Origin of the sequence: Amycolatopsis cihanbeyliensis (assembly GCF_006715045.1) — a bacterium.
GTDB classification, from domain to species: Bacteria; Actinomycetota; Actinomycetes; order Mycobacteriales; family Pseudonocardiaceae; genus Amycolatopsis; species Amycolatopsis cihanbeyliensis.
Window position 1 is genome coordinate 2,858,785 of the sequence record NZ_VFML01000001.1, and the last position, 24,554, is coordinate 2,883,338.

25 protein-coding genes are annotated in these 24,554 nt (G+C 70.4%); 14 read left to right on the forward strand and 11 right to left on the reverse strand.

Annotated elements, in window-relative coordinates:
* Positions 1-306 precede the first annotated feature (306 nt).
* Positions 307-1,263 carry a DUF4407 domain-containing protein gene (locus FB471_RS12610; protein WP_141998056.1) on the forward strand — a complete coding sequence of 319 codons (957 nt, stop codon included), beginning with the start codon at positions 307-309 and terminating at the stop codon, positions 1,261-1,263.
* 56 nt (positions 1,264-1,319) lie between these two features.
* Here FB471_RS12610 and FB471_RS12615 read toward each other — a convergent pair whose 3' ends face one another.
* Both FB471_RS12615 and FB471_RS12620 read right to left on the reverse strand, forming a co-directional pair.
* A complete protein-coding gene (locus tag FB471_RS12615; RefSeq protein WP_141998058.1) occupies positions 1,320-1,796 on the reverse strand; it encodes an SRPBCC family protein in 477 nt (158 codons plus the stop codon).
* Positions 1,793-2,140 carry an ArsR/SmtB family transcription factor gene (locus FB471_RS12620; RefSeq protein ID WP_246076375.1) on the reverse strand — a complete coding sequence of 116 codons (348 nt, stop codon included), beginning with the start codon at positions 2,138-2,140 and terminating at the stop codon, positions 1,793-1,795. Before FB471_RS12620 ends, FB471_RS12615 begins: the two co-directional genes overlap by 4 nt.
* Positions 2,141-2,300: 160 nt before the next feature.
* Here FB471_RS12620 and FB471_RS12625 point away from each other — a divergent pair, with 160 nt between their 5' ends.
* Positions 2,301-2,945, forward strand: a complete 645-nt coding sequence (locus tag FB471_RS12625; RefSeq protein WP_141998060.1) for a phosphatase PAP2 family protein — start codon at positions 2,301-2,303, stop codon at positions 2,943-2,945.
* Between the two features lie 27 nt (positions 2,946-2,972).
* Positions 2,973-3,782, forward strand: coding sequence for a class I SAM-dependent methyltransferase (locus FB471_RS12630; protein ID WP_141998062.1), 810 nt, complete (start codon positions 2,973-2,975; stop codon positions 3,780-3,782).
* 9 nt (positions 3,783-3,791) lie between these two features.
* On the opposite strand, the gene FB471_RS12635 is transcribed toward FB471_RS12630, so the two are convergent.
* Complete coding sequence (locus FB471_RS12635) at positions 3,792-4,193, reverse strand: VOC family protein (RefSeq protein ID WP_141998064.1); 402 nt, start codon at positions 4,191-4,193, stop codon at positions 3,792-3,794.
* Between the two features lie 155 nt (positions 4,194-4,348).
* Here FB471_RS12635 and FB471_RS12640 point away from each other — a divergent pair, with 155 nt between their 5' ends.
* The 5 genes from FB471_RS12640 to FB471_RS12660 all read left to right on the forward strand — a co-directional run bounded on the left by FB471_RS12640 (position 4,349) and on the right by FB471_RS12660 (position 8,672).
* Positions 4,349-5,104, forward strand: a complete 756-nt coding sequence (locus FB471_RS12640; RefSeq protein ID WP_425457056.1) for a TetR/AcrR family transcriptional regulator — start codon at positions 4,349-4,351, stop codon at positions 5,102-5,104.
* A gap of 37 nt (positions 5,105-5,141) precedes the next feature.
* Entirely contained in the window at positions 5,142-6,080 is a 939-nt protein-coding gene (locus FB471_RS12645; protein WP_141998068.1) for a DMT family transporter, read from the forward strand.
* A gap of 56 nt (positions 6,081-6,136) precedes the next feature.
* The gene (locus FB471_RS12650; protein WP_141998070.1) at positions 6,137-7,003 is read left to right on the forward strand and encodes an SAM-dependent methyltransferase; all 867 of its coding nucleotides are present in this window, start codon (positions 6,137-6,139) and stop codon (positions 7,001-7,003) included.
* A 74-nt stretch (positions 7,004-7,077) separates the two neighbouring features.
* Positions 7,078-8,097, forward strand: coding sequence for a sigma-70 family RNA polymerase sigma factor (locus tag FB471_RS12655; RefSeq protein WP_141998072.1), 1,020 nt, complete (start codon positions 7,078-7,080; stop codon positions 8,095-8,097).
* Positions 8,094-8,672 (forward strand): TIGR03086 family metal-binding protein, encoded by a 579-nt coding sequence (locus FB471_RS12660; protein WP_211358021.1) that lies wholly within the window; start codon positions 8,094-8,096, stop codon positions 8,670-8,672. The genes FB471_RS12655 and FB471_RS12660 overlap by 4 nt, the downstream gene beginning before the upstream one ends.
* 10 nt (positions 8,673-8,682) lie before the next feature.
* On the opposite strand, the gene FB471_RS12665 is transcribed toward FB471_RS12660, so the two are convergent.
* Positions 8,683-9,348 (reverse strand): DUF899 domain-containing protein, encoded by a 666-nt coding sequence (locus FB471_RS12665; protein ID WP_141998074.1) that lies wholly within the window; start codon positions 9,346-9,348, stop codon positions 8,683-8,685.
* Positions 9,349-9,359: 11 nt separating this feature from the next.
* Entirely contained in the window at positions 9,360-9,812 is a 453-nt protein-coding gene (locus FB471_RS12670; RefSeq protein WP_246076376.1) for a pyridoxamine 5'-phosphate oxidase family protein, read from the reverse strand.
* Between the two features lie 57 nt (positions 9,813-9,869).
* On the opposite strand from FB471_RS12670, the gene FB471_RS12675 reads away from it, so the two are divergent.
* The 3 genes from FB471_RS12675 (at position 9,870) to FB471_RS12685 (ending at position 14,291) form a co-directional block, all read left to right on the forward strand.
* Positions 9,870-13,079, forward strand: coding sequence for an ATP-binding protein (locus FB471_RS12675; protein ID WP_141998076.1), 3,210 nt, complete (start codon positions 9,870-9,872; stop codon positions 13,077-13,079).
* Positions 13,080-13,629: 550 nt separating this feature from the next.
* Complete coding sequence (locus FB471_RS12680; protein WP_141997832.1) at positions 13,630-13,854, forward strand: hypothetical protein; 225 nt, start codon at positions 13,630-13,632, stop codon at positions 13,852-13,854.
* Positions 13,855-13,982: 128 nt separating this feature from the next.
* On the forward strand, positions 13,983-14,291 hold the full coding sequence (locus FB471_RS12685) for a hypothetical protein (RefSeq protein WP_141998078.1): 309 nt from the start codon (positions 13,983-13,985) through the stop codon (positions 14,289-14,291).
* Positions 14,292-14,672: 381 nt separating this feature from the next.
* Here the strand turns inward: FB471_RS12685 and FB471_RS12690 are convergent, their stop codons facing one another.
* On the reverse strand, positions 14,673-16,280 hold the full coding sequence (locus FB471_RS12690) for a peptide chain release factor 3 (protein WP_141998081.1): 1,608 nt from the start codon (positions 16,278-16,280) through the stop codon (positions 14,673-14,675).
* 47 nt (positions 16,281-16,327) lie between these two features.
* Positions 16,328-17,011, reverse strand: a complete 684-nt coding sequence (locus FB471_RS12695) for a TetR/AcrR family transcriptional regulator (protein WP_141998083.1) — start codon at positions 17,009-17,011, stop codon at positions 16,328-16,330.
* A 107-nt stretch (positions 17,012-17,118) separates the two neighbouring features.
* Here FB471_RS12695 and FB471_RS12700 point away from each other — a divergent pair, with 107 nt between their 5' ends.
* Positions 17,119-18,312, forward strand: a complete 1,194-nt coding sequence (locus FB471_RS12700; RefSeq protein ID WP_211358022.1) for an MFS transporter — start codon at positions 17,119-17,121, stop codon at positions 18,310-18,312.
* Between the two features lie 4 nt (positions 18,313-18,316).
* Here the strand turns inward: FB471_RS12700 and FB471_RS12705 are convergent, their stop codons facing one another.
* Both FB471_RS12705 and FB471_RS12710 read right to left on the reverse strand, forming a co-directional pair.
* Complete coding sequence (locus tag FB471_RS12705; RefSeq protein ID WP_142001844.1) at positions 18,317-18,694, reverse strand: MerR family transcriptional regulator; 378 nt, start codon at positions 18,692-18,694, stop codon at positions 18,317-18,319.
* Between the two features lie 49 nt (positions 18,695-18,743).
* Positions 18,744-19,949 carry an ankyrin repeat domain-containing protein gene (locus tag FB471_RS12710; RefSeq protein ID WP_246076377.1) on the reverse strand — a complete coding sequence of 402 codons (1,206 nt, stop codon included), beginning with the start codon at positions 19,947-19,949 and terminating at the stop codon, positions 18,744-18,746.
* Positions 19,950-20,133: 184 nt separating this feature from the next.
* Between FB471_RS12710 and FB471_RS12715 the strand changes: the two genes are divergently transcribed.
* On the forward strand, positions 20,134-20,976 hold the full coding sequence (locus FB471_RS12715; RefSeq protein WP_141998087.1) for a PhzF family phenazine biosynthesis protein: 843 nt from the start codon (positions 20,134-20,136) through the stop codon (positions 20,974-20,976).
* Between the two features lie 10 nt (positions 20,977-20,986).
* Here the strand turns inward: FB471_RS12715 and FB471_RS12720 are convergent, their stop codons facing one another.
* Both FB471_RS12720 and FB471_RS12725 read right to left on the reverse strand, forming a co-directional pair.
* Positions 20,987-22,018 carry a fatty acid desaturase family protein gene (locus tag FB471_RS12720; RefSeq protein ID WP_141998089.1) on the reverse strand — a complete coding sequence of 344 codons (1,032 nt, stop codon included), beginning with the start codon at positions 22,016-22,018 and terminating at the stop codon, positions 20,987-20,989.
* A gap of 193 nt (positions 22,019-22,211) precedes the next feature.
* The gene (locus FB471_RS12725; protein WP_141998091.1) at positions 22,212-23,549 is read right to left on the reverse strand and encodes an aminotransferase-like domain-containing protein; all 1,338 of its coding nucleotides are present in this window, start codon (positions 23,547-23,549) and stop codon (positions 22,212-22,214) included.
* Positions 23,550-23,652: 103 nt separating this feature from the next.
* Between FB471_RS12725 and FB471_RS12730 the strand changes: the two genes are divergently transcribed.
* Positions 23,653-24,447, forward strand: a complete 795-nt coding sequence (locus FB471_RS12730; RefSeq protein WP_141998093.1) for an alpha/beta fold hydrolase — start codon at positions 23,653-23,655, stop codon at positions 24,445-24,447.
* The last annotated feature ends 107 nt before the right edge of the window (positions 24,448-24,554 follow it).

Sequence of the window (24,554 nt, forward strand, 5' to 3'; positions counted from 1 at the left end):
CTATTGGTCATTAAGTTGTCCATGATCTGTCTCTTGATCATTGCCTGACCAGCACATGGTCATTCCTGACGAAAAAAGAAGATTGCGGTCGGCTATTTTTCGACCACCTGATGCCGAGGTGACAATTCCGTCACACCGTTAACGTTCGATCGCATTCTTCGATCACTCCGGTGTGGACCGACACCGCACCCGCCGAGGAGCAAAGTTGCCCGACCCGACCGCGCGCCCGCCCGTCCTCGACCCGAGGACTATCCGGACGAACTCGCGCTACCGGGTACCGGGCGGACCAAGAAGGTTCCGCGCGACGTGCAGAACCTTTTCATCGCACCGGAACGGGCCGTGCACCTCGGCCGGCCGGTGCCCACGATGTCGCGGCGGGTCGCCATCTGCAGGGATGTCGCCGCCGCGATGGCCTTCTGCCACGACCGGCTGTCCATAGTGTTCGGGGACATCAACGCCAAGAACGAATTGTACCGGCTGGATGCCGTCCCGATGGTCCTCTTCATCGACTGCGACAGCGTGCGCGTCAAGGGAGATCTCGGTGGCGCCAGGCAGCTCAACGCACCGGACTGGGCACCGCCGGATCCCGGGCCGTTGACCATGGCCACCGACCTCTACAAGCTCGGCCTGTTCGTGCTTCGTTGCCTGACTTCCGGCGGCGGACACTCCATCCGCACCGATCCGGCCGGCGCCCGAACCTGCCTGGACGGCCGTGCTCACGACCTGCCGGTCCGGGCGCTGGGATCCGTTCCGGCAGCGCGCCATGCGCTTCCCGATGGATCTCGCCTCCCTGCTGACCAGCGGACCCGAACTCGATCTCGGCCTGCACCCCGACCACGAGAAGAGACCATGAGATTCAGGACAGGACTCGCCCGGCTTGCCGGATCCAGGCAGGAGATTCCGGACGAGGCTCCCGGTGAGCTGACCAAGCACGCCGCCATGGGTGGGATCCTGCTGAGCACCGCCGCGCTGGCCGGGGTGTCCGCGTTCTTCGCCCTGACCTCGACGCTGGACCTGTCCTGGCCGGTGAGCGCGGTGGCCGCGCTGGGCTGGGCCGCGATCGTGCTCAATCTCGACCGAATGCTGGTGATCAGCATGAACGACCTCGGCACGGTGCGGATGAAGGTACTTGCCGGCCTGCCGAGGGTCCTGCTCGCCCTGGTCATCGGCTCGGTCATCTCCACCCCGCTGCTGGCGCCCGGCGAGCTGACCCCGCGGGCCGGCTGCCCGAGTGTCCCACCCGGACAGCCGTGCACCCGATGATGGACCCCTGCGCGACGAGCCTCGCCACGGCGGTCATGCCGCGTCGGTGCGGCGATTCACCGCAGCAGCTCGTCCAGACGTTCCATCGAGTCGGTGATGCCGCGTTCCATCCCGCTCTCGACCGCCATGTCACGCGCCTCCACGGAGGTGAACACCGAGTGGGTGCGCACCCTGGTCCGGTCGCCGAGGTCCTCGAAGGACAGCGACTCGAGGCAGGGGGCGCCCGGGGCGCCCTCGAACTCGAAGGTCTGCACGAGCCGCTCGGACTCGGTCACCTCGTGGAAGACGCCGTGGAAGCCGAACTCGGCGCCGTCGGGATCGGTGTGCACGTAGCGGTATTTGCCGCCCGGCCGCGCGTCGTACTCGATCACCTTCATGTCCATCTCCCGCGGCCCCAGCCAGTGCACCAGGGCCTCCGGGTCGGTCCAGGCGCGAAACACCCGGGCGGCCGGCGCTTCGAACTCGCGCTCGATGTCGACGAACGGGGTGCCCGGCTGCGCGGTGATCGTGGTCGGGTTCCGGTGCTCGGTCATTTTTCCTGCTCCTTCATCGTTTCCAGCACGGCGTCGAGCCGGCGGTACTGCCGCTCGACGTTCAGCCGGTGGGTGTCGATCCAGCTCGTCAACGTCTCCAGCGCCGCGGCCTCCAGATGGCAGGGGCGGCGCTGACCCTCGCGGCGGCGGGTGATCAGCCCGGCCGACTCCAGCACCTGGATGTGCCGGGACACGGCCTGCTTGGTGATCGAGAACGGCTCGGCGAGCTCGTTGACGGTCGCGTCACCGCGGGAGAGCCGGGCGATCAGCCCCCGCCGGACCGGATCGCCCAGTGCCGCGAACGCCCGATCCAGCCACTCCTCCGCACCTTGGTCAACCGCCACTTTATCAACCAATCTGTTTATCAACTGTCTGGTTGATAACATAGGTGCTGCCGGTCCCGCCGTCAAGCCGGATGACCGCGGAGGCCCCGACGAAAGTCAGGGGCAGCCGCTACCGTTCGTGCACCGCGCCGGGTGCACGTTTTCCCTAATGTCGGTGAGGATGGAAACCCGATCACCAGAACCCGCGCCGCCCGGCGGCAACATCGAGGACGTTCCGGACGCCAGCGCCGCGCTGTACCGCGACATCGTGGACCTCGCCGCAGGTGCCCCCTCCTGGCTGCAGTCCTTCGCCGGCTTCTTCACCGATGCCGCGATCGTGCTGCTGGGCGGGTTGATGGTGCTGTGCTGGTGGCGGGCCAGGCAACTGCCCGCCCGCTCGATGGCACTGGCGGTGGTGGCGCCGGCCGCCACCGTCCTCGCCTACGGGCTGAGCGAGGTCGTCAAGCTGATCAAGCAGGTGGAACGGCCCTGCCGCACACTGCCGGACGTGGTGCCGATCGCCGAGTGCCCGCCGCCCGGCGACTGGTCCTTCCCCAGCAACCACTCGGTGGTCGCCGGCAGCGCCGTGCTCGGCATCGCGCTCGCCTGGCGGGCACTCGCCGCTCTCGCGCTTCCGGTCGGCCTTGCCGCCGCGGCGTCCCGGGTTTTCGTCGGCGCACACTATCCGCATGACGCCGTGGTCGGGTTGCTGCTCGGCGCCCTCGTCGTGGCGGTGCTGGTGCCGCCGCTCCTGCGACCGGCCACCAGGCTCACCGCACGGCTGCGCGATCGACGGCGGTCGGCCGCACCGCACCAGGTCTGTTGAACATAGTTTTCGATTACACTCCGACCCATGAACGCGGAAGCAATCGGCGGCGTCTTCAGCGCCGCCCACCAGGAGTTCACCGGCTGGTCGGCACGGCTGTGGCGACCGCTCGGTGAGATCACGACCGCGGTGGCCAGGCCCGCACCGGGCGAGCGGGTACTGGACGCCTGCTGCGGCGCGGGGGCTTCGGCGATCCCCGCGGCACTCGCGGTGGGGCCCGGCGGGGTCGTGCATGGCATCGACGTGGCGGAGGGTCTGCTCGAGCACGGCAGGCGCGAGGCCACCGCGCTCGGCCTCGACCGGCTGCGATTCGTCAATGCCGACGTACTCGACTGGCGGGACGACTCCCCCTACGACCTCGTGCAGTGCGCGTACGGCGTGTTCTTCTTCCCCGATATGGACGCGGGAGGCAGGCGGCTGGCCGGCCTGCTGCGCCCCGGCGGCCGGTTCGTGGTGACCACCTGGCTGCGCGACGGCATGGCCCGGTTGGTCCCGATCGGCGTGGCCGCGGCAGCGCCGGAGCGCCCCGAGCTGGCCGAGCATCTCGGGGGCGCGAACCCGAGCGAGCGGGTGGACACCGCGGAGAAGGTGCGGGCCTGGCTCAGCTCGCTCGGGTTGCGCGAGATCAGGGTCGAGCAGGTGCAGTTCACCCAGCCCCTGCACCCGGATGACGCCTGGCCGTTCTTCCTCTCGGCGGCCATGCGCGGCTTCGTCGAGGGGCTGCCGCCCGATGCCGTGGACCGCGTGCGGGCGCGGTTCGAGCGCGGGCTGCGCGAGGCGGGCATCGACACCCTCGACGGCAGCTCCCTCATCGGGATGGGCCGGCTACCCGGCTGAGCTGCCGGGTCACGACACCGCGGCCGGGTCCATGTACATGACCTCCCACAGGTGGCCGTCGAGGTCGTAGAAGCTGCGACCGTACATCGGGCCCTCGTCCATGGGCTCGCGCACGACCTGGCCGCCCGCGGCAAGGGCCTTGTCGACCAGCTCGTCCACGCCCTGCCGGCTGTCCGCGGTCAGGGCCAGGATCGCCTCGGTGCTCGTGGACGTGTCCGCGATCTTCTTGGTGGTGAAGGTGGCGAAGAACTTCTCCACCAGCAGCATCACGTAGATGTCCTCGGTGATCACCACGCAGGAGGCGTTCTCGTCGGTGAACTGCTCGTTGATCGAGTAGCCGATGCTGGAGAAGAACTCCTTCGACTTGTCGAGGTCGCTGACGGGGAGATTGACGAAAATCTTGGTGGACATGGGGGTTCCGCCTTCCGGTAACAATGGCGTCTTTCGGATACCTGCGCTTCCGCCGGACTCGTATGTGTCCGGCGGACACATCGGTGTACACTAGATACCATACGGCGAGCCTGCAAGACCCGAATTGCCCGAAGCAACGGAGGGGAGAACGGATGGTGAGCTCGAGCGAAGACGCTCCCGAGGATCAGGCCGGCAGCATCGAGCTGCTCTGGGGGTTGCGGGACCGGCAGGCCAAGAAGCAACGACCGGCGCTCTCGGTGGATCGCATCGCCCGAGCCGCGATCGAGCTCGCGGACACCGAGGGGATGCCGGCCGTGTCCATGCAGCGGGTGGCGAGCGCGCTCGAGGTCACCAAGATGGCCCTGTACCGGCACGTCTCCAGCAAGGCCGAGCTGGTCGCGGTGATGATCGAGACCGCGGTCGGGGCGCCGCCCGAACTCGGCGCGGTGCCAGGAGGCTGGCGGGCCAGGATGGAGGCGTGGGCCGCCGGGATGCGGGAGACCTGGCGGCGGCACCCCTGGCTTCCGGTGGCGACGGTCGGCCGGCGGGTGATGGGGCCGCGGGAGATCGGCTGGACCGAATGCGCGGTGGCCGCGCTGGAGGGGACCGGGCTGAGTGGCGGTGAGCGGATGGACGCGGTCTTCCTGCTCAGCGGTCACATCCGGAACACCCAGTCCGCCACGGCCGCGGGCACCCAGCCGTGGACCACGGACCGGCGGCTGAACCCGCTGATCGAGGATCTGATGCGGACCCGGGACACGCGGTTCCCCGGGCTGGTGGCGGCCACCGAGTCCACCGGCGAGTCCACCGACGACTCCCCGCGGGACAACGGCTGGCAGTTCGGCCTGGACCGCGTCCTCGACGGGCTCGCCACGCTCATCGCCGACCGCGCGGAGCGCGATGTCGGATAATCGCTGGCCCGGTGATCGACGCACGGCCTAGGTTGCGATGGTGACCTCGACCCGACCTGATGTGGTGGACCGCAGGAGCCTGGCCGCGGCCACGGTGACGGTACTGCTGTGGGCCTCCGCCTTCGTCTCGATCCGCAGCGCGGGGCAGGAGTACTCGCCGGGTGCGCTGGCCCTCGGCAGGCTGCTCACCGGCACTGTCGCCCTCGGCGCGATCCTGCTGCTGCGCCGCGAGGGCTTACCACCCCGCGCGGCCTGGCCCGGCATCCTCGGCGCCGGGGTGCTGTGGTTCGGCGTCTACATGGTGGCGCTGAACGCGGGCGAGCAGCAGGTGGACGCCGGCACCGCCGCGATGGTGGTGAACATCGGCCCCATCCTGATCGCCCTGCTCGGCGGGTGGCTGCTGCGTGAGGGTTTCCCGCGCCGCGTGCTGGCCGGGGTCGCGGTGTCCTTCGCCGGCGCCGTCGTGGTCGGTCTCTCGATGGCCGACGAGGGACGCGCCTCGATCGTCGGCGTGCTGCTGTGCCTGCTCGCCGCGGTGACCTACGCGGCGGGCGTGGTCAGCCAGAAGCCGGCGCTACGGCACGCCTCGGCATTACAAGTCACCACGTTCGGCTGCGCGATCGGGGCGGTGGCCTGCCTGCCGTTCAGCGGGCAGCTGGTCACCGAACTCGGCACGGCCTCCTGGCAGGCCACCGGCAACCTGATCTACCTCGGGGTGTTCCCCACCGCGCTGGCGTTCACCACCTGGGCTTACGCACTGGCCCGCACCAGCGCGGGCCGGATGGGCGCGACCACCTACGCCGTGCCCGCCGTGGTGGTGCTGATGTCCTGGCTGGCGCTGGCCGAGGTACCCGGCTGGCTGACCTTCGCCGGCGGCGTGCTGTGCCTTGCCGGGGTCGCGGTGTCCCGTTCCCGCCGCCGCTCCCCCGAGCCCGAACCACCACCGCGACACCCCGCGGGGTCGCGACCGAGCTGAACGGCGCTGCGGCTAACCTGGCGGGCACCGCTGCAGGTACGACAAGGGGGTCGACGATGAGCGAGGACCACAGGGCCGCGGAGGTCGCACCGGACGCCCCACCCGGGGTTGACCTGGAGAAACCCTCACCGGCGCGGATCTACGACTGGTACCTGGGCGGCACCCAGAACTGGGCCGTCGACCGGGAGTTCGGCCGCCGGATCGAGCAGCTGTGGCCACACGCCAAGGACGGCTCCCGGCACAACCGGCAGTTCATGAACCGGGCCGTACGCGCCGCGCTGGACGCCGGGATCCGGCAGTTCATCGATCTCGGCTCGGGCGTGCCCACGGTCGGCAACGTGCACGAGGTCGTCCGGGAGCACCTGCCCGAACACGAGCGGGGCCGGGTCGTCTACGTGGACTACGAAGAGGTGGCCGCCGCGCACGCCCGGCTGATCCTGGAGCGCGAGGGCGCAACCGAATGGGCCACCCTGATCCGGCACGACATGCGAGACCCGGCCGGGATCCTGCGCCACCCTGACACCCGCCGGCTGATCGACTTCGACCAGCCGGTATGCCTGCTGATGGTCGCGGTACTGCACTTCGTCGGCCCCGACGACGGCCCGCACGACATCATCCGGGCCTACCTGGACAAGCTGTGCCCCGGTAGTTGGCTGGTGTTGTCGCATATGACCTGCCCGGACGACCCGGAGCAGGCCGAGGGCGTGCTGCGGTTCGCCGAGCAGTACAGATCCACCGCCAACCCGGTGTGGCTGCGGCAACCCGAGGAGATCGCCGGCTGGTTCGACGGCCTCACCCTGCTCGACCCCGGCATCACCCACCTGACCGACTGGCGACCCGACCTCGACCCGGCGACGCTGCCGCAGCCCGAGGCCGAGGCCCGGCCGTTCGCCTGGTGCGCGGTAGCGGAGAAACCCGCCTGAGCGATGAGTTTTCGTTCCGGCTGGGGTCGGTACTGGCATACAGTCAGGATCCGGGCGGAACGAAAGGCACGGCGATGGCGACAGGCACGGTCACCGACGACTTCCCGCAACTGGCCGACCCCTATCGGCGCGAGTTGCTCGCCCACTGTTACCGCATGCTGGGCTCGGTACACGAAGCCGAGGACCTGGTGCAGGAGACCTACCTGAGGGCATGGCGCGGTTACCCGAAGTTCGAGGGCAGATCCTCACTGCGCACCTGGCTCTACCGGATCGCCACCAGCGCCTGCCTGACCGCGCTGGAGCGGACGGCGAAGCGGCCGCTGCCCACCGGGCTCGGCGGCCCGAGCGCGGAAGCCCAGGGCACCCTGGTGAAGCAGGACGAGGTGTCGTGGCTGGAGCCGATCCCGGACGCCATGGCCGGTGCCGAGGCAGACGACCCGGCAGGGATCGTCACCGAGCGGGAGAGCATCCGGCTGGCGCTGATCGCCGCGCTGCAGTACCTCCCGCCCCGGCAACGGGCCGTGCTGGTACTACGGGATGTGCTGAAGTGGCGGGCCACCGAGGTCGCCGAGCTGTTCGAGACGAGCACCGCGGCGGTGAACAGCATCCTGCAACGCGCCCGTGCGCAGCTCGAGCGGGTCGCGCCCACCGAGGACACCGTGGTGGACGCGCTGACCGCCGAGCAGCGCGCGTTGCTCGACCGCTATGTCACGGCCTTCGAGGCCAAGGACGTCGCCGGCCTGGTGGCCCTGTGCACCGAGGACGTGGTCTGGGAGATGCCCCCGTACACCGCCTGGTACCAGGGCACCGAGCACGTCGGCCTGCACCTGTCGACGACCTGCCCCGCGGGGCCGGGCGACCTGCGGCTGGTCCCGTTCACCGCGAACGGGCAGCCCGCGTTCGCGCAGTACCTGCTGGACCCCGGTACCGGTGCGCACCACGCGTTCAACGTTCAGGTGCTCACCGTCGGGCCCGCGGCGATCAGCCGCGTGGTCACCTTCATGGACCCGGAGCTGTTCCCTGCCATCGGCCTGCCGCGGACCCAGCCGGCCCGGCCGGAGCCGCTGGTGCTGCCCGGCGCCGGGCAGCCGTGACGGCCCGGGATGCCACGGCGGTCCGGATGGGCGGCATCGGCCTGCTCGAGCGCGCGATCAACTACGCGCTCGGCAACCTCCGCCTCGTCACACCGCCGGATCTGGCGAACCCGACCCCCTGCCGGGAATGGGACCTGCGCGCGTTGCTGGAGCACCTTGGCGATTCCCTGGACGCCCTGCACGAGGCCGTGGAACCCGGGCGGGTCGAGCTGGACGGCCCGAGCGGGAGCAGGCCGGACGACCCGGTGACGACCGTGCGAGAGCGGGCGAGCCGGCTACTCGGCGCCTGGACCAACGCCGAGGGACACGACCTGGTTTCCATCGCGGGCCGGCCACTGACCAGCGGCATCGTGACCTCCACCGGCGCGGTGGAGGTCACGGTGCACGGCTGGGACGTCGCCGCCGCCTGCCACGCGCGTCGGCCGATCCCGGCGACGCTGGCGCGGGAGATCCTCCCCCTGGCCCCGCTGGTGGTCACCGAGCAGGACCGGCCAACCCGGTTCGCCGCGCCCGTCCCTTCCGGCGGCGGGGCGCCGGGCGAGCAACTGCTCGCGTTCCTCGGCAGAAGGCCCTGAAGCCCACGGCTCAGGCGTACTCGTCGTGCAGCCGCCAGTATTCGTACGGCGGGGTCTGCGGCCACCCTTCCGGCGAGTCCTCCCAGGTCTCCTGCCTGCCGAACGGGGTGAGATCCAGGTAGTTGAAGTTCGCGTTCAGCCGGTCGGCGCCACGGCCGGTGGTGTGATACGTCCGGAAGATCCGGTCGCCGTCCCGCAGGAAGACGTTCAGCGCGAAGTTGTCCCCGCGTTCGGTCATCGCGTCGACGTCCACGGTGAACTCACTGTCGAAAGAGGAGTACCACGGCAGCGTCCAGCCCATCCGCCGCTTGACCGGCTCGATCTCGGCCAGCGGGGCGCGGGACACCAGCACCATGTTCGTGTCCCGCGCCCGCACGTGAGCGGGGTGGCCCATGCCGTCCACCAGCATCGAGCAGCCCTCGCAGGGGCTCTGCGCACCGGGCGGCAGCATGAAGCTGTACACGATCAGCTGGCGACGCCCGTCGAAGAGGTCGAGCAGGCTCACCGGACCCTCCGGACCCTCCAGCCGGTACCGCTTGCGCATCTCCACCATCGGCAGCCTTCGGCGCCGCGCGGCCAGCGCGTCCAGCATCCGGGTCGCCTTCTTCTCCTCGACGAGTAGTTCCGCGCGGGCGGCTCGCCATTCCTGTTCGGACACAACGGGTGGCAGGTTCATCTGGATTCTCCTTACTTCATGTCCTCGCCGGCGTCCATCGACAGCCAGCGATCCGGGCGGACGCGGAACAGCACCAACGTGCCGGCCGGGTTGCCGATCTCCTCCTCGACCCACTGCCGCGCCACGTCCTCCGGGACGTACCGGCGGATGACGTTCCGCAGTTGCTCGGCCGAGGGCGGCCGTTCGATCCCGGCCAACGTGCCCTCGACGGTGACGTACTGGAACGGCGGTTCCTCGCGCTGCACGCAGATGCTCAGCACCTTCGCCCGCTCGATCAGCCGGGTCTTGCGGGCACGCCTGCCCTCGGTGCCGGTGAAGAAGGTGATCTCGCCACCGGGCTGGTAACCGTAGAACACCGGCACGGTCAGTGGCGGCCGGTGGTCGTCACTGGCCACGCTCAGCACGGCGATCCTGGTGTCGGCGAGGAACTCCTCGCGCTGTGTCCTCGTCATCGTGGTGGTCATGCGTCCACCGTGGTGTGGAGCTCTCTCGGTTCGCTCTCGGTGGCATATCGTCGGCACATGTTGTTCGGGATCCTCGGTCCGCTGGCGCTGTGGACGCCGGCGGGCGAGCCCGCCCGGCTGCCCGAGCTGAAGGCCCGCGCGCTGCTGGCCGACCTCCTGCTGCACGAGGGCAGCCCGGTGCCCGCCGACCGGCTGGTCGAGGACCTGTGGGGCGAGCGCCCACCCGGCAACCCCTCCGCGACCCTGCAGAACAAGGTATGGCAGCTTCGCAAGGCGCTGGACGCGGCCGTGCCGGGCGGGCGGGATCTGGTGGTGTCCGGTGCCTCGGGCTACCTGCTGCGGGTGGAAGCCGAGGCAGTGGACGCGAGCCGCTTCGCCGCGCTGACCCGCGCGGCCCAGGCCGCGACCGGCCCGGCGGAGCGGGCCGGGCGGCTCGCCGAGGCACTCGCGCTGTGGCGCGGGCCCGCTCTCGCCGACTTCGCCGACGAGCCCTGGGCGCGGGCCGCGATCGCCCGGTTGAGCGAGCGGCGGCTGGCCGGGCTGGAAGCGTTCGCCGAGGCGCGGCTCGAACTCGGCAGGCCCGCGGATGAGCTGGCCGGTGAGCTCGGCGAGCTGGTCGCGAACCACCCGTTGCGCGAGCGGCTGCGGGCCGCGTACCTGCGCGCGCTCTACCGGGCGGGTAGGCAGGCCGAGGCGCTGGCGAGCTACGCCGACCTGCGGGCGCGGCTCGCCGAGGAACTCGGCACCGACCCCGGGCCCGAGTTGGTCGCGCTGCACCAGGCGATCCTGCGGCAGGACACGGAGCTGGACCCGCCCGCGCGGGCGGGTAACCTGCCGACGCCCTTGACCGGGCTGGTGGGCAGGGCGGATGCGCTCGCCGAGGTGTGCGCGCTGCTGGAGAGGCAACGGCTCGTGACGCTCACCGGTGTCGGGGGAGTTGGCAAGACCCGGCTCGCGGTCGCCGCGGCCTCCCAGGCCCCGGACGACGCCTGGCTCGTGGAACTGGCCGAGCTCCCCACGACCGTGGATTCCGGCGAGATCGGCCCGGTCGCGGGCGCCGTGATGACGGCACTGGACATCCGGGACGACGGCGGCCCACTGCTCGACCGCCTCACCGAGGCGCTGCGCTCCAGGCGGCTACTGCTGGTGCTGGACAACTGCGAGCACGTGATCGCGCCCGTGGCCGAGCTGACCGCGCGGCTGCTGCGGGCCGCGCCGGGCCTGCGAATCCTGGCGACGAGTCGCGATCCCCTCGGGCTGGCGGGCGAGAGGCTGTACCCGGTCACCCCACTGGACCTGCCGGACCCTGCCGCCGCGACCTCGGTGGCGGAGGTCGCCGATTCCGGCGCGGTGGCGCTGTTCGCCGACCGGGCCACCGCCGCGGCGCCGGGGTTCACCCTCACCGAGGACGTGCTCCCGGAGGTGGTGACGCTGTGCCGCAAGCTGGACGGCATCCCGCTCGCGCTGGAGTTGGCCGCCGCGCGGGTGCGCGCGCTCGGCGTCTCCGGCCTGCTGGCCAGGTTGGACGACCGGTTCCGGCTGCTGTCCGGCGGGCACCGGGGTTCGCCACCGCGGCAGCAGACCCTTCGGGCGACCCTCGACTGGAGCTGGGACCTGCTGAGCGAGCCCGAACGGATGGTGCTGCGGCGGTTGGCCGTGCAGCAGGGTGGCTGCACGCTGGCGGCGGCCGAGCGGGTCTGTGCCGGGGAAGGGATCGCCACCGGGGAGGTGCTCGAGGTGGTGGTTCGGCTGGTCGACCGGTGCATGGTGGTGGTGAGCGAGCAGCCCGGCGGGGTGCGCTACCGGTTGCTGGAGTCCGTGCGGGAATACTGCCTGGAACGGTTGGCGGAGGCGGCGGAGGCCGAGCGGGTACGTGACCGGCACGCCGCGTACTACGCCGAGCTGGCCGAGCGCGCGGAGCCGGAACTCCACGGGCCGGACCAGCGGCGCCTGCTGGAGCTGCTGGACGGCGAGTCGGCCAACCTGCGCGCGGCGTTGGAGGGGTTGGTTGCCGGTGGTGCCGGGGAACCGGCCGCGCGCATGGTGTGCGCCCTGTGCTGGTACTGGTACCTGCGGGGCAGGCTGTCCGAGGCACGCCGCGCGCTCGACCTGGTGCTGGCCGGGGGCGGTTCGGGCCCAGCCCTTGCCGAGGCCATGTGCTGGCGGGCGGCGATCGGGCTGTTCGGTGGCGACTTCGGCGACCACGGGCGCACCGCGGCGGCGCTGGAGATGCTGCCCGAGATCACGGACCCCCACCGGCGGGCCAGGATGCGCTGGCTGCTCGGCTTCGCCCGGTCGACCACCGGGGACGGTGAGCTGGACGCCTGCGCCGACCTGGCAGGGAAGGCCCTGTCCGAGTTCCGGGAGCTGGACGATCGCTGGGGTATCGCGGCCGCGCTCACCGCTCGGGCGGTGAGCGCGATGGGTCGCAGCGACCTGACCGCGCTGCGGCGGGACGGGGAGCAAGCGCTTGCGTTGTTTCGCGGGCTCGGCGAACGCTGGGGCCAGTCCCAGGCGATGTCGCTGCTGGCCGTGCTGGCCGAGGTCACCGGTGACCATGCCGGGGCCGCCGAGCTGCATTCCGCGGGGCTGCGGCTGGCCGAGGAGCTCGGCCTGTGGACCGAGGCCGCCGACCGGCTCGCCGGGCTGGGTCGAATCGAGTTGCTGCGCGGCGACCATGCGCGATCCTGGGAACTGCACGAGCGGGGTATGCGGTTGGCCGCCGAGCAGGGCAGCAAGGGCGTCGAGCTGTACGCCCAGATCGGGCTCGGGCTCGGCGCCCGCAGGGAAGGCAAGCTCGATCTCGCCGAGGAACAGTTGAACGCGGTACTGGACTGGAACGTGCGGGTGCGGGCGGAGGAACACAACGCGGTTCCGCTCGCGCTGGTGCTGGCCGAACTCGGTTTCGTCGCCGAACAACGTGGCGACGCGGCCGGGGCGCGCGCCAGGCACCTGCGGGGGCTCGCGCTTGCCCGCCGGACCAGGGACCCCCGGGCGCTGGCACTGGCGATGGAAGGGCTCGCCGGTGCGCAAGCGCTTGCGGGGCACCATGAGCACGCCGCCCGCCTGCTCGGCGCCGCCACCGCGGCACGCGAGTCGGCCGGCGCGCCGCTGCCGGAGGCGGAACGCGGGGACGTGGACCGGATCGCCACCCGAACCCGCGCCGCCCTCGGCGACCCCGCGTTCGCCGCCGAGTTCGAACGCGGCAGCACAACGGAACCGGACCAGTTGCTGAAACCCTTCGACAGCCCCGATCCGAAACACTAACCGCTTTTGCCGCCCACGCGCATACGTTGGCCATTCATATACGCGAGTTTGCTGCTCACGTAACCGTGTTGGCCATTCATGTAACCGAGTTTGCCGTTCGCGTTGGCGAGTTTGCCATGCACGGGGAAGAGATGGGTGAATGCGGGAGACGGGGCAACTCAGGGTTGGGTCTCGGGCACACCTTCGGCACCCCGTGAAGCACTGGCGCACCCCGCATCACCCCCGGCAGACCTGCTCACCAACGCCAACACCCCACAGAACGACACTCCCCACCCCACCGGCCACCCCGATCGTTTCGAACACACATTCGGGTGAATATCGATCGACAGCGTCGCCTCCACCCCATTCTGCCGAGCATCTCGATATCATTGAGGGCGCGGAAAGATACCGATCCGATCCACAGCAGGATCCCCCGGACGAGGACAAAACCCCCCGGAGACATACTGGACACCGTAGAAGCCAACGAGCGGGTGATCGCTCAAGCCGAGACGCGGAGGGCGGTGATGCTACTGGCCCGGTTCGCCCAGGAAAGTGGGGTCCGAAGTCGGTAGTGAAGGAAGTGGCCGGGCAGGTGCGGTGGACCCCACACCGGGTCGAACGCACCCTCGCCCTGGGGCTCGACCCCACCACCCGCCTACCGTGCACCCTGGCCGCCTCCCAAGCCGGGGTGATCGACCAGGACCGGGCACGGGCCGTGTCCGAACCCACCGCCGTGCTGTCGGATCAGCAGGCGGCGGAAAGTGGACCGACGCATCGCCACCAAACTGGCGGGTAAAGACCCCACGCAGGCGCGGCGCGCGGCACGGCAACAGGCACCGGCCGTCGACCCCGAGAGGGCCGCCCAAGCGGGCACGAGCCCGGCGGGAACAACGGTCGCTGGACTTGGCGCACCAGGAAGATCGGGTGTCCACCCTGATGGCCGACCTACCCACCGAGGTCGCCACCGCCATCTACGCCCCCTGCGACCGCATCGCCCGACAACAGCGGCGACAGGGAGACAAGCGCACCCTGAAGCAGTTACGGGCGAACGTGCTCACCGACCTCGCCCTACGCGAGGACGGCACCACCCGGGCGCCCCGCACCGAAGTGTTCCTCTACCTCGCCGCCAGTTCACTGCTGGGGTTGGATAAGCAACCCGGGTACCTGGCCGGGCACGGGCACATCCCAACCGCACTGGCACCCGAACTCACCTCCCGACCCGACAACGTGTGACGCCGCCCGCTGACCGACCCCACCACCGGCCACCCCACCGACCTCGGACGCACCCGATACCGACCCACCGCCGCACTGGACGAGTCCGTACGAGAACGCGACCGAGAGTGTCAGGGCACCGGATGCCACCCACCCACCCAACGCTGCCAAAACGACCACACCACCGGATGAACCCAAAGCCACACCACCAACGCGAAGGAGTTGGTCGGCTACCGCGAACAAGACCACCACCTCAAAAACCTACCCGGATGGGGATGGACCTACGACGTCATCGACGGCACACCCACCATCACCACACCCCACAGAGACACCCACACCAACCCCTCCACAACCCCCTCACCCCAGACGACACCCCACCCTTCTGAGCGGGGTCGCAAACGATCAGGTACCGGCGCTGCCCTCGGCGACCAGGGGTTCCAGCGCCAGGTCGGGGTTGCGGCGGAGCATGATCCGCATGGTCATGTCGTCGACGAACAGGGCCAGTTCGGTGCCGTCGGTACGGGTGAGGACCTCACTACGTCCGCCGCTGTCCACAACAGACCTTTGTGCGGGATCGGTGAGGCGACGAACGGTGGTGTACGGCAGATGATCAAGCTTCACCGGAGACTTGAACTCGGCGTCCAGGCGGTGCGCGGCAACCTCGAACTGCATCGGACCAACGGCCGCGACCACGGGAGTGCCGTCCCCGCGACGGTCCGAACGGAGCACCTGCACGACACCCTCGGACTCCAGTTGCTCGATGCCCTTGCGGAACTGCTTGGCCCTGCTGAGATCCGCGGGCCGGGCGACGGCGAAATGGGCGGGCGCGAAGCTGGGCAGGCCGGGGAAGCGTACGGCCGGTTTGCCGTCGTGCAAGGTGTCGCCGACGCGCAGCGCGGAGGCGTTCACCAGGCCGATCACGTCACCGGGATACGCCGTCTCCACAGTGGAGCGCTGCTGACCGAACACCTGCTGCGCGTACTTGGTGGCGAACGGGCGCGCGGTGGAGGCGTTGGTCACCACCATCCCCCGCTCGAACACACCCGAGCACACCCGCGCGAACGCGACCTGATCGCGGTGCGCCGGATCCATCCCCGTCTGCACCTTGAACACGAACGCGGAGAACGGGGCGTCCAACGCACGCGGACGCTCGTCCACATCCAACCGCGCCGACGGGCGCGGGGCCAGCTCGACCAGCAGATCCAGCAGGTGCCGCACGCCGAAATTCAGCACCGCCGCACCGAACAACACCGGGGTCGCGCTCGCGTCGAGGAACCGGGCGGCGTCGAACTCCCCGCCCGCGGCGGTGATCAGCTCCGACTCCTCGCTGGCGCTGACCCACTCCGCACCCAACTCTTCCTCGGCGCGCCCGGGGTCCAGCCGCTCCTCCGGAGCCGCGGTGGCGCCACCGGCGGTGCGGGTGTACCGCACGAACGACCCGTCGACCAGATCCAGCACCCCGCGGAACTGGCCCGCGACACCCACCGGCCAGGTCAGCGGCATCGGCTGCAACCCGATCCGCTCGGTCAACTCGTCACACAGCTCCAGCACCTCCCGGCCCGGCCGGTCCCACTTGTTGATGAACGTGATCACCGGGATCCCCCGGTACCGGCACACGTCGAACAACTTCAACGTCTGCGGCTCCAACCCCTTGGCCGCATCCAGCAACATCACCGCCGAATCCACCGCCGACAACACCCGGTAGGTGTCCTCGGAGAAATCCGCGTGACCCGGCGTGTCCAACAGGTTGATCACCGCGTCACCATAGGCGAACTGCAACGCCGCCGAGGTGATCGAGATCCCCCTGCTGCGCTCCATCTCCAACCAGTCCGACACCACACCCCGCCGACCGGACTTGCCGTGCACCGCACCCGCCTCGGAAATCACCTCGGCATGCAACGCCAACGCCTCGGTCAAGGTGGACTTACCGGCATCCGGATGACTGATCACCGCGAACGTACGCCGCCTGCCTGCCTCGGCCGCGACATTGGAAGACGTGGAGGGAACCATATGCCCCCGACTCTACCGCTACGTCAGAGTAGCGGCGCCGCGGTGGTTCACTCCGCCTCCGGCACGGCAAGGGAAAGGCTGTCCGGGATGGCGTCGAACGCCTCCTCGACCCTGCGCACCAGGGTGTCGCTCCCACCGTGCCCGCGCCTCCCGCCGTAGCCACGGCCCGCGACCCAGTTCTTCGCGCCGCAGCGCCACGCGCTGAGGGAGAACTCGCCGAGCAGCCGCAGCCGGACATCCTCCCGCCCATCGATCCCCAGCTTGCCCTCGAGCACGTCGACCAGCCGCTCCTGCACGTTGATCGACAGCACCAGACTGCGGTCGCGCAACGCGGGCGTGCCGGCGACCAGCTTGCGGGTCCGGATGAATCGTCGGTCCCAGTCCTCACCCAGCCGAAACACCGCGGCCGAGAGCGCATTCCGCAGCGCATCCAGGACCGGGCCGCTGATCTCCGCGCGGGCCACCTCATAGACGTAGGCCTCCCACAGCTCCACCTCCGCGGCCAGCGCCACCTCCTCCTTGGAGGCGAAGTTGCGGAAGAAAGTGCGCTTGGACACCTCCACCGCCTCCACCAGCTCGTCCAGGGTGGTCTCGTCGAACCCACGCTCGAGGAACAGCTCCAGCGCGGTGTCGGTCAGCGCCCTGCGCGTGCGCAGCTTCTTGCGCTCGCGCAGCGGCAAGGTTCCGCGCCCGGTGTCGATGCCGGGCACCGCGGGCGTGTGCGGGCTCATAACCGGCCAGCCTAGCCAGCGCCCAACCGGAAGCAAAAGCCACTGGCACGCTTTCGCCACTCGTACTACTATGCCACTCAGTGGCGTTTCGATGATCTGGGGGTCCCGTGAGCACACGTACCGAACCGCAATCCACCGTGGGCAGCCCGGCCGTGCTCACGGTGTTGCTGTTCGCCTCGACGCTGGGCGTGATGGGCGGCGCGATCATCGTGCCGGTGCTGGAGGTGATCCGGGGCGACCTCGGCGTCAGCGGCACCGCGGCCGGTCTGATCATCACCTCGCACGGCCTTGCCATCGCGGTGTCCAGCCCGCTGATGGGCCGGTTGGTGGACCGGTGGGGCGTGCGCGGGCTGATGGTGGCCGGACTCGTGCTCTACGGGCTGGCCGGTGGCGCCGGGCTGATCACCACCTCCTACCCCGCGCTGATCGTGAGCAGGCTGACCTTCGGCATCGGCGCCGCGGCCGTGTTCACCGCGACCACCGTGGCCCTGCTGGCCCTCTACCAAGGCGCGGTGCGGGACAAGGTGATGGGCTGGCGCTCCACCGCCACCAGCGTGGGCGGGCTGGTCTGGCCGTTGCTGTCCGGGGTGCTCGGCGGGATCTCCTGGCACGCGACCTTCGCCATCTACCTGGTCGGCATCCCGCTCGCACTGGCCTCCCTGCGCTACCTTCCGGACACAAGGGACGGCACGCGGGAACGCGACGGGGGCGTACTCCGCATGCTGCGGGAGCGTCCGGCGCTACTCGGGTACTACGCCTTCCTGATCAGCTTCGCGATCATGGGCTATGTGCTGGCCGTGTTCCTGCCGCAACGGCTGGCCGAGATCGGCATCGACTCACCCTTGCTGGTGTCCCTCTACGCCGTGGTCATCGGCGCCGTGCTGACCAGCCTGGTCGGCTTGGCCTACGCGCGGATCCGCCGTTTCCTCGGCTACGCCGCGCTGCTGCGCCTTGCCGCCGCCGGGTGGGTGGGCGCCTTCCTGCTGTTCGGCACGGTCAACGACCCGGTGCTGCTGTTACTGGCCCCGGTGCTGCTCGGGCTGGCGAACGGGATCGTGTTCCCGGTGGCCACCGTGCTGATCGACCGGCACGCGGGGCCACGGCTACGTGGCCGGGCCGCCTCGCTGTCCGGCACGGCCATCTTCGCCGGGCAGTTCAGCTCGCCGCTGCTGATCGGGCCACTGATCGACGCCACCACGACCACCACCGGTTTCCTCGCCGCCGCCGGGATCGCCACGGTGATCCTGCTGGTCCTGCTGGCGGTCAAGATCTCCGGGGCCGACCCCGCGCCCGCGGAATGAGGACTCAGCGAGCCGGGCTGACCGCGGCCAACCGTGCCCGGAGGGTCTCGGCGAAGCCCTCGGCCGTCTCGAGTTTGGCGCGCAGTTCGGCGCAGCGTCGCTCCGCGGTCTCGCTGAACTCGCGCAGCCGATCCAACCGGGCCGCTGGCAGGTCCTCGCCTTCCGCCCGATCCAGGATGGCGACCAGCTCCACCATCTCCTCCAGCTGGAAACCGAGTGGTTTCATCCGCTTGATCAGGAACAGCCTGGACACGTCGGGCTCGGTGTACAGCCGGAACCCACCCTGGCTGCGCGCGCTGGGCACCACCAGCCCGACCTCCTCGTAGTAGCGGATCGTGCGCAGCGAAAGGCCAGTGCGCTCGGCCACCTCGCCGATCTGCATGTGCTCGCTCACACCACTCTCCCTACCGACACCTGTCCCGACGTTACCGTCACCCGCGCGGGTCGAGTGGAGCACGTCCGGCCGCGGCCAGCTCGCGGTCGATCTCGGCATCGCCGGTCGGCGACAGGTGCAGGGTGGGCGCGTCGGCCGCGAGCAGCAGCCGCACCGTGCCGAGGTAGTCCCCGTCCTCGGCGGGATTATTGCGCCGGCCCCACAGTGCGCAGTCCAGCGGCGTGGGCCCCTCCTCGTCGAACGCGCGGTCAGTCACATCCGCACCCCGCTCCAGCAGCAGTCGCACGGTACCGGTACGCCCGTGCATGGCGGCCTGGTCGAGTGGGGTGAAGTTGCTCCAGCCTCGGGTGTCCACGGACATCCCGGCGTCCAGCAACGAGCGCACCACCTCGGTCCTGCCGAGCAGGGCGAACTGGCCGAGAATCCAGCCATAGTCCTCCCCGCACGGGTTGCCCAGCGCGGGCGGCGGCGCGGTGGGCAGGCGCACCGACTCGCCACGGGCCACGGCGAGCACCGCGGCGTCCACCGGATCGAGCTCGGCGGTGCCACCGCGGGCCGCGATCAGGTCGTAGGCCGCCAGGTGCCCGCAGCGGGCGGCCAGCGCCAGCGGGCGCCTGCCGACATCCCAGCGGTCCCACGGCAGGTTCACGTCCGCGCCCGCGTCCAGCAGCATGGTCAGGATCGGCATCCCGCGGCCGCGGCTGATCGCGTGGTGCAGGCAGTAGCAGGCGTTCACATCGGTGCCGTGCTCGAGGAACCAGCGCAGCCCGGCGGTGTCCTCGAAGTCCAGCTTGTGGTTCACCAGGCCCTCATACCCGGGCCGGTAGAGCAGGTCGAGCAGTTCGTTGTCGGCGTGCTCGCAGGCGTGGTAGAAGACGTCCTCGTCCGCCTCGGCACCGTGTTCGAGCAGCAGGCGCGCGCAGGCCCGCAGGTCGGCGGGCGAACCGTGGGAATCCAGTAGCAGCATGAGCGGCGCCTGCTCGCCGATGAGCACGGTGGCCGCGGCCGGATCGGCCCGCAGCACCTCCGCGAGCGCGTCCGGGTCGGCCAGCACGAGCGCCCGCTCGGCACCGGTCAGTCCGGCCGCGCGCGCCTGGCGCACCAGCCTGGGCCAGCTGTCGAAACCGTACTCCCTGGCGATGGTGAACTGCGCGCGGCTCAGCGGGATGCGCTGCTCCCGCTTGCGTGCCTTGGCCTGCTTACGCAGGTGCTCCAGCGAGGGGCGAGAAGGGAGTTCAGGCAAGGCGAACCTCCGTGTGCCCGGGGTCCGCGTCGCCACGAGCGAGGTCCGTCCACTGGCTGTGGTGCTGCTGCCGGTGGGATAGTCCCTTCCCCGCGGACCGGACGCGCCCGGCGGCGCCGCACCAGCATACCTGCCCGGCCGAGATCCGGATGGACTGTCGGCGGCACGGCATACGATCGCGGACATGGAGATCTTGCGCTACAGCGCGTTCAGCGCGGACCCCGATGGGGGCAATCCGGCAGGCGTGGTGCTCGACGCCACCGGCGCGAGCGACGGGGAGATGCTGCGGGTCGCCGCCGAGCTCGGCTACTCGGAGACAGCCTTCCTGGTTCCACAAGGTGAACGGACTTTCACCGTGCGGTACTTCAGCCCCATGGCCGAAGTACCGTTCTGCGGCCACGCCACCATCGCCACGGCGGTGGCATACGCGCGGCGGCACGGCGAGGGCCGGTTGCGGTTCGAGACCTCGGTCGGCCCGGTCGGGGTGGACACCTCGACCGGGCCGGACGGCCGCCCGCTGGCAACGCTGGTCAGCGTCCCACCACGGACGGCGCCGATCGACGCCGCCGCGCTGGACGCCCTGCTGGCCGAACTCGGCTGGGTGGTGGGGGACCTCGATCCCGCCCTGCCGCCGCGGATCGCCTTCGCCGGCGCCTGGCATCCCGTGCTGGCCGCCACCAACCGCGAGCGGCTCGCGCACCTGCACTACGACCTGGACCGCCTCGGGATGCTGATGGCCCAGCACGAATGGACCACGATCGACCTGCTCTGGCGCGAGTCGGACCTGGTCTTTCACTGCCGGAACCCGTTCCCGCCGGGCGGGGTGTACGAGGATCCGGCCACCGGCGCGGCTGCCGCGGCGTTCGGCGGCTACCTGCGCGAACTGGGGCTGGTCACCCCGCCGGCCACGGTGACCGTGCACCAGGGCGTGGACCTCGGCAGGCCGAGCCTGCTCACCGTGGGCATCCCGGCCGGGGAGGCGGAGGGTATCTCCGTCACCGGGACCGCGGTGCCGCTCCCGGAATGACCGGCTCCGATCAGCGGGACACCCGCAGCGGTGCGCCCATCGCGTGCAGGTGCTCGAGCACGTAACGGTAGGAGCGCAGAAGTCCACATTGGGCATACTCGATCCCGTGCCGCAGACAGAAATCCTGCACGATCACTTGGGCATGCCGCAGGTTCGGCCGTGGCATGTTGGGAAAGAGGTGATGCTCGATCTGGTAGTTCAGGCCACCGAGGGCGAAGTCCACCCACGGTCCACCGCGCACGTTCCGCGAGGTGAGTACCTGCCGCCGCAGGAAGTCCAGGGTGTGCCCGTCCGGCAAGGTGGGCATTCCCTTGTGGTTGGGCGCGAAGGAACATCCCATGTAGACGCCCCACAGGCACTGGTGCACCAGCACGAACACGATACCGGTGAGCGGGGAGAGAACCAAGAACACCGCGGTGAGATACGCGGCGAAGTGGAGCACCAGCAGCACCTTCTCCAGCCGCGGTTTCCGCACCCCGCCACCCCATGCCGAGCGGATGCTGGACCAGTGCAGGCTCAGGCCTTCCAGCAGGAGCAGCGGAAAGAACAGGAAGGCCTGGTACTTCGCGACCCACCGCACCACGCCGCGTTTGGCATGGCCCTGTTCGATGGTGAAGGCCAGTACCGGGATGTCGACGTCCGGATCCTTGGTCTCGTGGTTCGGGTGGGCGTGATGCTGCGTGTGCTGGCCGACCCACCAACCGTAGCTGAGCCCGACCAGTCCACCGTGGACGAATCCGGTGACGTCGTTTGCCCTGCGGCTACGGAAGATCTGCTTGTGACCCGCGTCATGGCCGATGAAGGCGAACTGGGTGAACACCAGCGCGAGGAAGGCCGCGACGAACAACTGCCACCACGAGTCACCGAGCCAGACGAACGCCACGCCACCCACGGCGAACGCCAGGAAGTTGAGCACGATCCGGCCCAGGTAGTGGTAGCGACGCCGGTCGAGCAGCCCGGCCGCACGCACGCTCCGTGATAGGTCGGCGTAGCCGGGTTGCCCTTGCGGCCGGTCAACCACAATGGCATCGCTCGTAGTCATGGGGAGAGCCTTTCAGTCGCAGGGTCGGACCCACGTCAACAGACCACGCGTAGAAAGCATCCGGGACCTCCTTGGTCGCGCCGTGCTACGTACCGGGGTCCCGGGCAGTTCGAGATTACGTCAGTCGGCAATCTCCACGCACTGTGTCATTGCGGTAGCGCTTGCCGCAACCGAACACCTGCTGAACACCAGCCTACTCCGGACCGGAGTCGTCCGGCACACCGCGCGCCAGCGTCGCCAGTACTTCCAGCGCGCCCGCCAGCGTCGGGAGCGGCGGCGCGGAGAGCGCGAGCCGGACGGCGTTCGGCGCCTGCCCGGCGCCTACGGCGAACGCGGCGGCCGGCGTCACCGCGATACCCCGCCGGGCGACCGCACCGACGAAAGTCTCGGCTCGCCACGGCCGCGGCAGCTCCCACCAGCAGTGATAGGAGTTCTGGCCGCTGCGCACGGCGAAACCGGCCAGCTTCTCGGCGACGAGGCCCTGCCGTGCCGCGGCGTCCACGCGCTTGGCCCGTTCCATTGTGGCCACGGTGCCATCGGTGAGCCAGCCGGTCGCCGCGTCCAGCGCGAACCCGCTCGCGGTCAGCGCCCCCGAGCGCAAGGCGGTGGCGATCCGCTCGACGATGCCGGAGGGCGACACCAGAAAACCCAAGGTCAGGCCGGGAGCCAACCGCTTGGACAGGCTGTCCACGACCACGGTGTGCTCGGGAGCCAGGCTCGCCAGCGGTGGTTGGGTATCGCCGAGGAAGGCGTACACCCGGTCCTCGATGGCATGGATGCCGTGCTCCCGCAGCACCTCGGCGAGCGCAGCCCTGCGCGCGGGCGGCATCGTGCAGCCGAGGGGGTTGTGCAGCGTGGGCTGTAGGTAGACAGCACGCAACGGGGCGGCGTGATGTGCCCGCGCCAGTGCCTCGGGGACCAGGCCGGACTCGTCGGTCTCCACCGGCACCAGGGCGCAACCGAGGCGCGTGGCCAGTGCCCTGGTCACCGGGTAGGTGAGCGACTCGACCGCGAGCCGGGCACCCGGCGGCACCAGCGCCGCGAGCGCGGCGGCGATCGCCTGCCGCCCGTTGCCCGCGAACAGCACGTCCGGCGGCGCCGGGACCCAGCCGGGCCGGGCGAGCGCGGCCGCGGTGGCTTCCCTTGCCGCGGTCGTGCCCGCCGCGCCCACCGGTCGTAGGGCGGCGTCCAGCACATCGGGCCGCAGCATCCGGCCGAGCCCCTTGCCGAGGAGCGCGGACTGCTCGGGCAGCACCGAGATGGTCAGCTCCAGGTCGACCCGGGCCGCGCCGGGCTCGGCCAGCGCGGGCTCCGGCGCCGGGCCCGCGGAGCGGACGAAGGTACCCCGGCCCACCTCACCGACCACGAGCCCGCGCCGGACCAGTTCCCGGTAGACCCTGGCCGCGGTCGAGTTCGCGATGCCGTACCCGCGCGCGAACCGGCGCTGTGGTGGCAGCCGATCCCCCGGCCGAAGCCGGCCGGAGCCGATCTCGGCCGCGACCCGGTCGGCCAGCGCGCGGTAGTCGTCCATAGCTCACCTGCCACCAATTGCACCGAGGTCATTGTTTTTATTGCACCGGGATATTGCTCCGATTAGCGTCGGATCGGCAACCGAAACGCGGAGGCTTCCCACCATGAGCACGTTGCGCCACGCCGGGATCACCATCGACTACCAGGACGAAGGAACCGGTGACCCGCTCGTGCTCGTGCACGGGCACCCGTTCGACCGCTCGATGTGGCACCCGCAGGTGTCCCGATTCACCGCGGCCGGGTGCCGGGTGATCGCCGCGGATCTGCGCGGCTACGGGCGGAGCACGGTGGTCCCCGGCGACACCCCGCTGGAGACCTTCGCCCGCGACCTCGTGGGCCTGCTCGACCACCTCGGCATCGACCGGGTCGTGCTGGGCGGGCTCTCCATGGGCGGGCAGATCGTGCTGGAGTTCCACCGGCTGTTCCCCGAGCGGCTGCGTGGCCTGGTGCTGGCCAGCACCTCGGCCAGGGCGGACACCCCGGAGGTGCGGGACCGGCGCCGCGCGACCGCCGACCGCCTGCTGCGCGAGGGGCTCACCCCGTACGCGGAAGAGGTCATCGACAAGATGGTCGCCCCGCACAACATCCGCGAGCTGCCCGAGGTCGCCGAGCACGTACTGGCGATGATGAAGGCGGCCCCGCCGGAGGGGGCGGCCGCGGCACTGCGCGGGCGTGCCGAGCGGCCGGACTACCTGGCGATGCTTGCCGGGGTAGCGGTGCCCACGCTCGTGGTGGTGGGTACCGAGGACGGGTTCACCCCGGTCGCCGAGGCCAGGCTGATGCACGAACGGATCCCCGGCTCGGTGCTGCGCGTCATCGAGGGCGCCGCCCACCTGCCGAACCTGGAGCGGCGGGTCGAGTTCGACGCGGCGCTGGAACGGTTCCTGACCGGGTTGTGACCGCGGGCCGACGCGCCGGCGGTTCGTGTCCGATCCGACGTGACCCGGTTGGATACCGCACAGCTATCGAAACGAGGGTTTCACCACCACGCGGCGAACCAGCGTGG

Excerpts from the sequence above, each read along its gene's own strand:
- FB471_RS12615 (WP_141998058.1), bottom strand. The coding sequence starts at position 1,796 with ATGACCGAGCACCGGAACCCGACCACGATCACCGCGCAGCCGGGCACC.
- FB471_RS12625 (WP_141998060.1), top strand. The coding sequence starts at position 2,301 with ATGGAAACCCGATCACCAGAACCCGCGCCGCCCGGCGGCAACATCGAG.
- FB471_RS12630 (WP_141998062.1), top strand. The coding sequence starts at position 2,973 with ATGAACGCGGAAGCAATCGGCGGCGTCTTCAGCGCCGCCCACCAGGAG.
- FB471_RS12635 (WP_141998064.1), bottom strand. The coding sequence starts at position 4,193 with ATGTCCACCAAGATTTTCGTCAATCTCCCCGTCAGCGACCTCGACAAG.
- FB471_RS12645 (WP_141998068.1), top strand. The coding sequence starts at position 5,142 with ATGGTGACCTCGACCCGACCTGATGTGGTGGACCGCAGGAGCCTGGCC.
- FB471_RS12650 (WP_141998070.1), top strand. The coding sequence starts at position 6,137 with ATGAGCGAGGACCACAGGGCCGCGGAGGTCGCACCGGACGCCCCACCC.
- FB471_RS12655 (WP_141998072.1), top strand. The coding sequence starts at position 7,078 with ATGGCGACAGGCACGGTCACCGACGACTTCCCGCAACTGGCCGACCCC.
- FB471_RS12665 (WP_141998074.1), bottom strand. The coding sequence starts at position 9,348 with ATGAACCTGCCACCCGTTGTGTCCGAACAGGAATGGCGAGCCGCCCGC.
- FB471_RS12670 (WP_246076376.1), bottom strand. The coding sequence starts at position 9,812 with ATGACCACCACGATGACGAGGACACAGCGCGAGGAGTTCCTCGCCGAC.
- FB471_RS12675 (WP_141998076.1), top strand. The coding sequence starts at position 9,870 with ATGTTGTTCGGGATCCTCGGTCCGCTGGCGCTGTGGACGCCGGCGGGC.
- FB471_RS12690 (WP_141998081.1), bottom strand. The coding sequence starts at position 16,280 with ATGGTTCCCTCCACGTCTTCCAATGTCGCGGCCGAGGCAGGCAGGCGG.
- FB471_RS12695 (WP_141998083.1), bottom strand. The coding sequence starts at position 17,011 with ATGAGCCCGCACACGCCCGCGGTGCCCGGCATCGACACCGGGCGCGGA.
- FB471_RS12705 (WP_142001844.1), bottom strand. The coding sequence starts at position 18,694 with ATGCAGATCGGCGAGGTGGCCGAGCGCACTGGCCTTTCGCTGCGCACG.
- FB471_RS12715 (WP_141998087.1), top strand. The coding sequence starts at position 20,134 with ATGGAGATCTTGCGCTACAGCGCGTTCAGCGCGGACCCCGATGGGGGC.
- FB471_RS12720 (WP_141998089.1), bottom strand. The coding sequence starts at position 22,018 with ATGACTACGAGCGATGCCATTGTGGTTGACCGGCCGCAAGGGCAACCC.
- FB471_RS12725 (WP_141998091.1), bottom strand. The coding sequence starts at position 23,549 with ATGGACGACTACCGCGCGCTGGCCGACCGGGTCGCGGCCGAGATCGGC.
- FB471_RS12730 (WP_141998093.1), top strand. The coding sequence starts at position 23,653 with ATGAGCACGTTGCGCCACGCCGGGATCACCATCGACTACCAGGACGAA.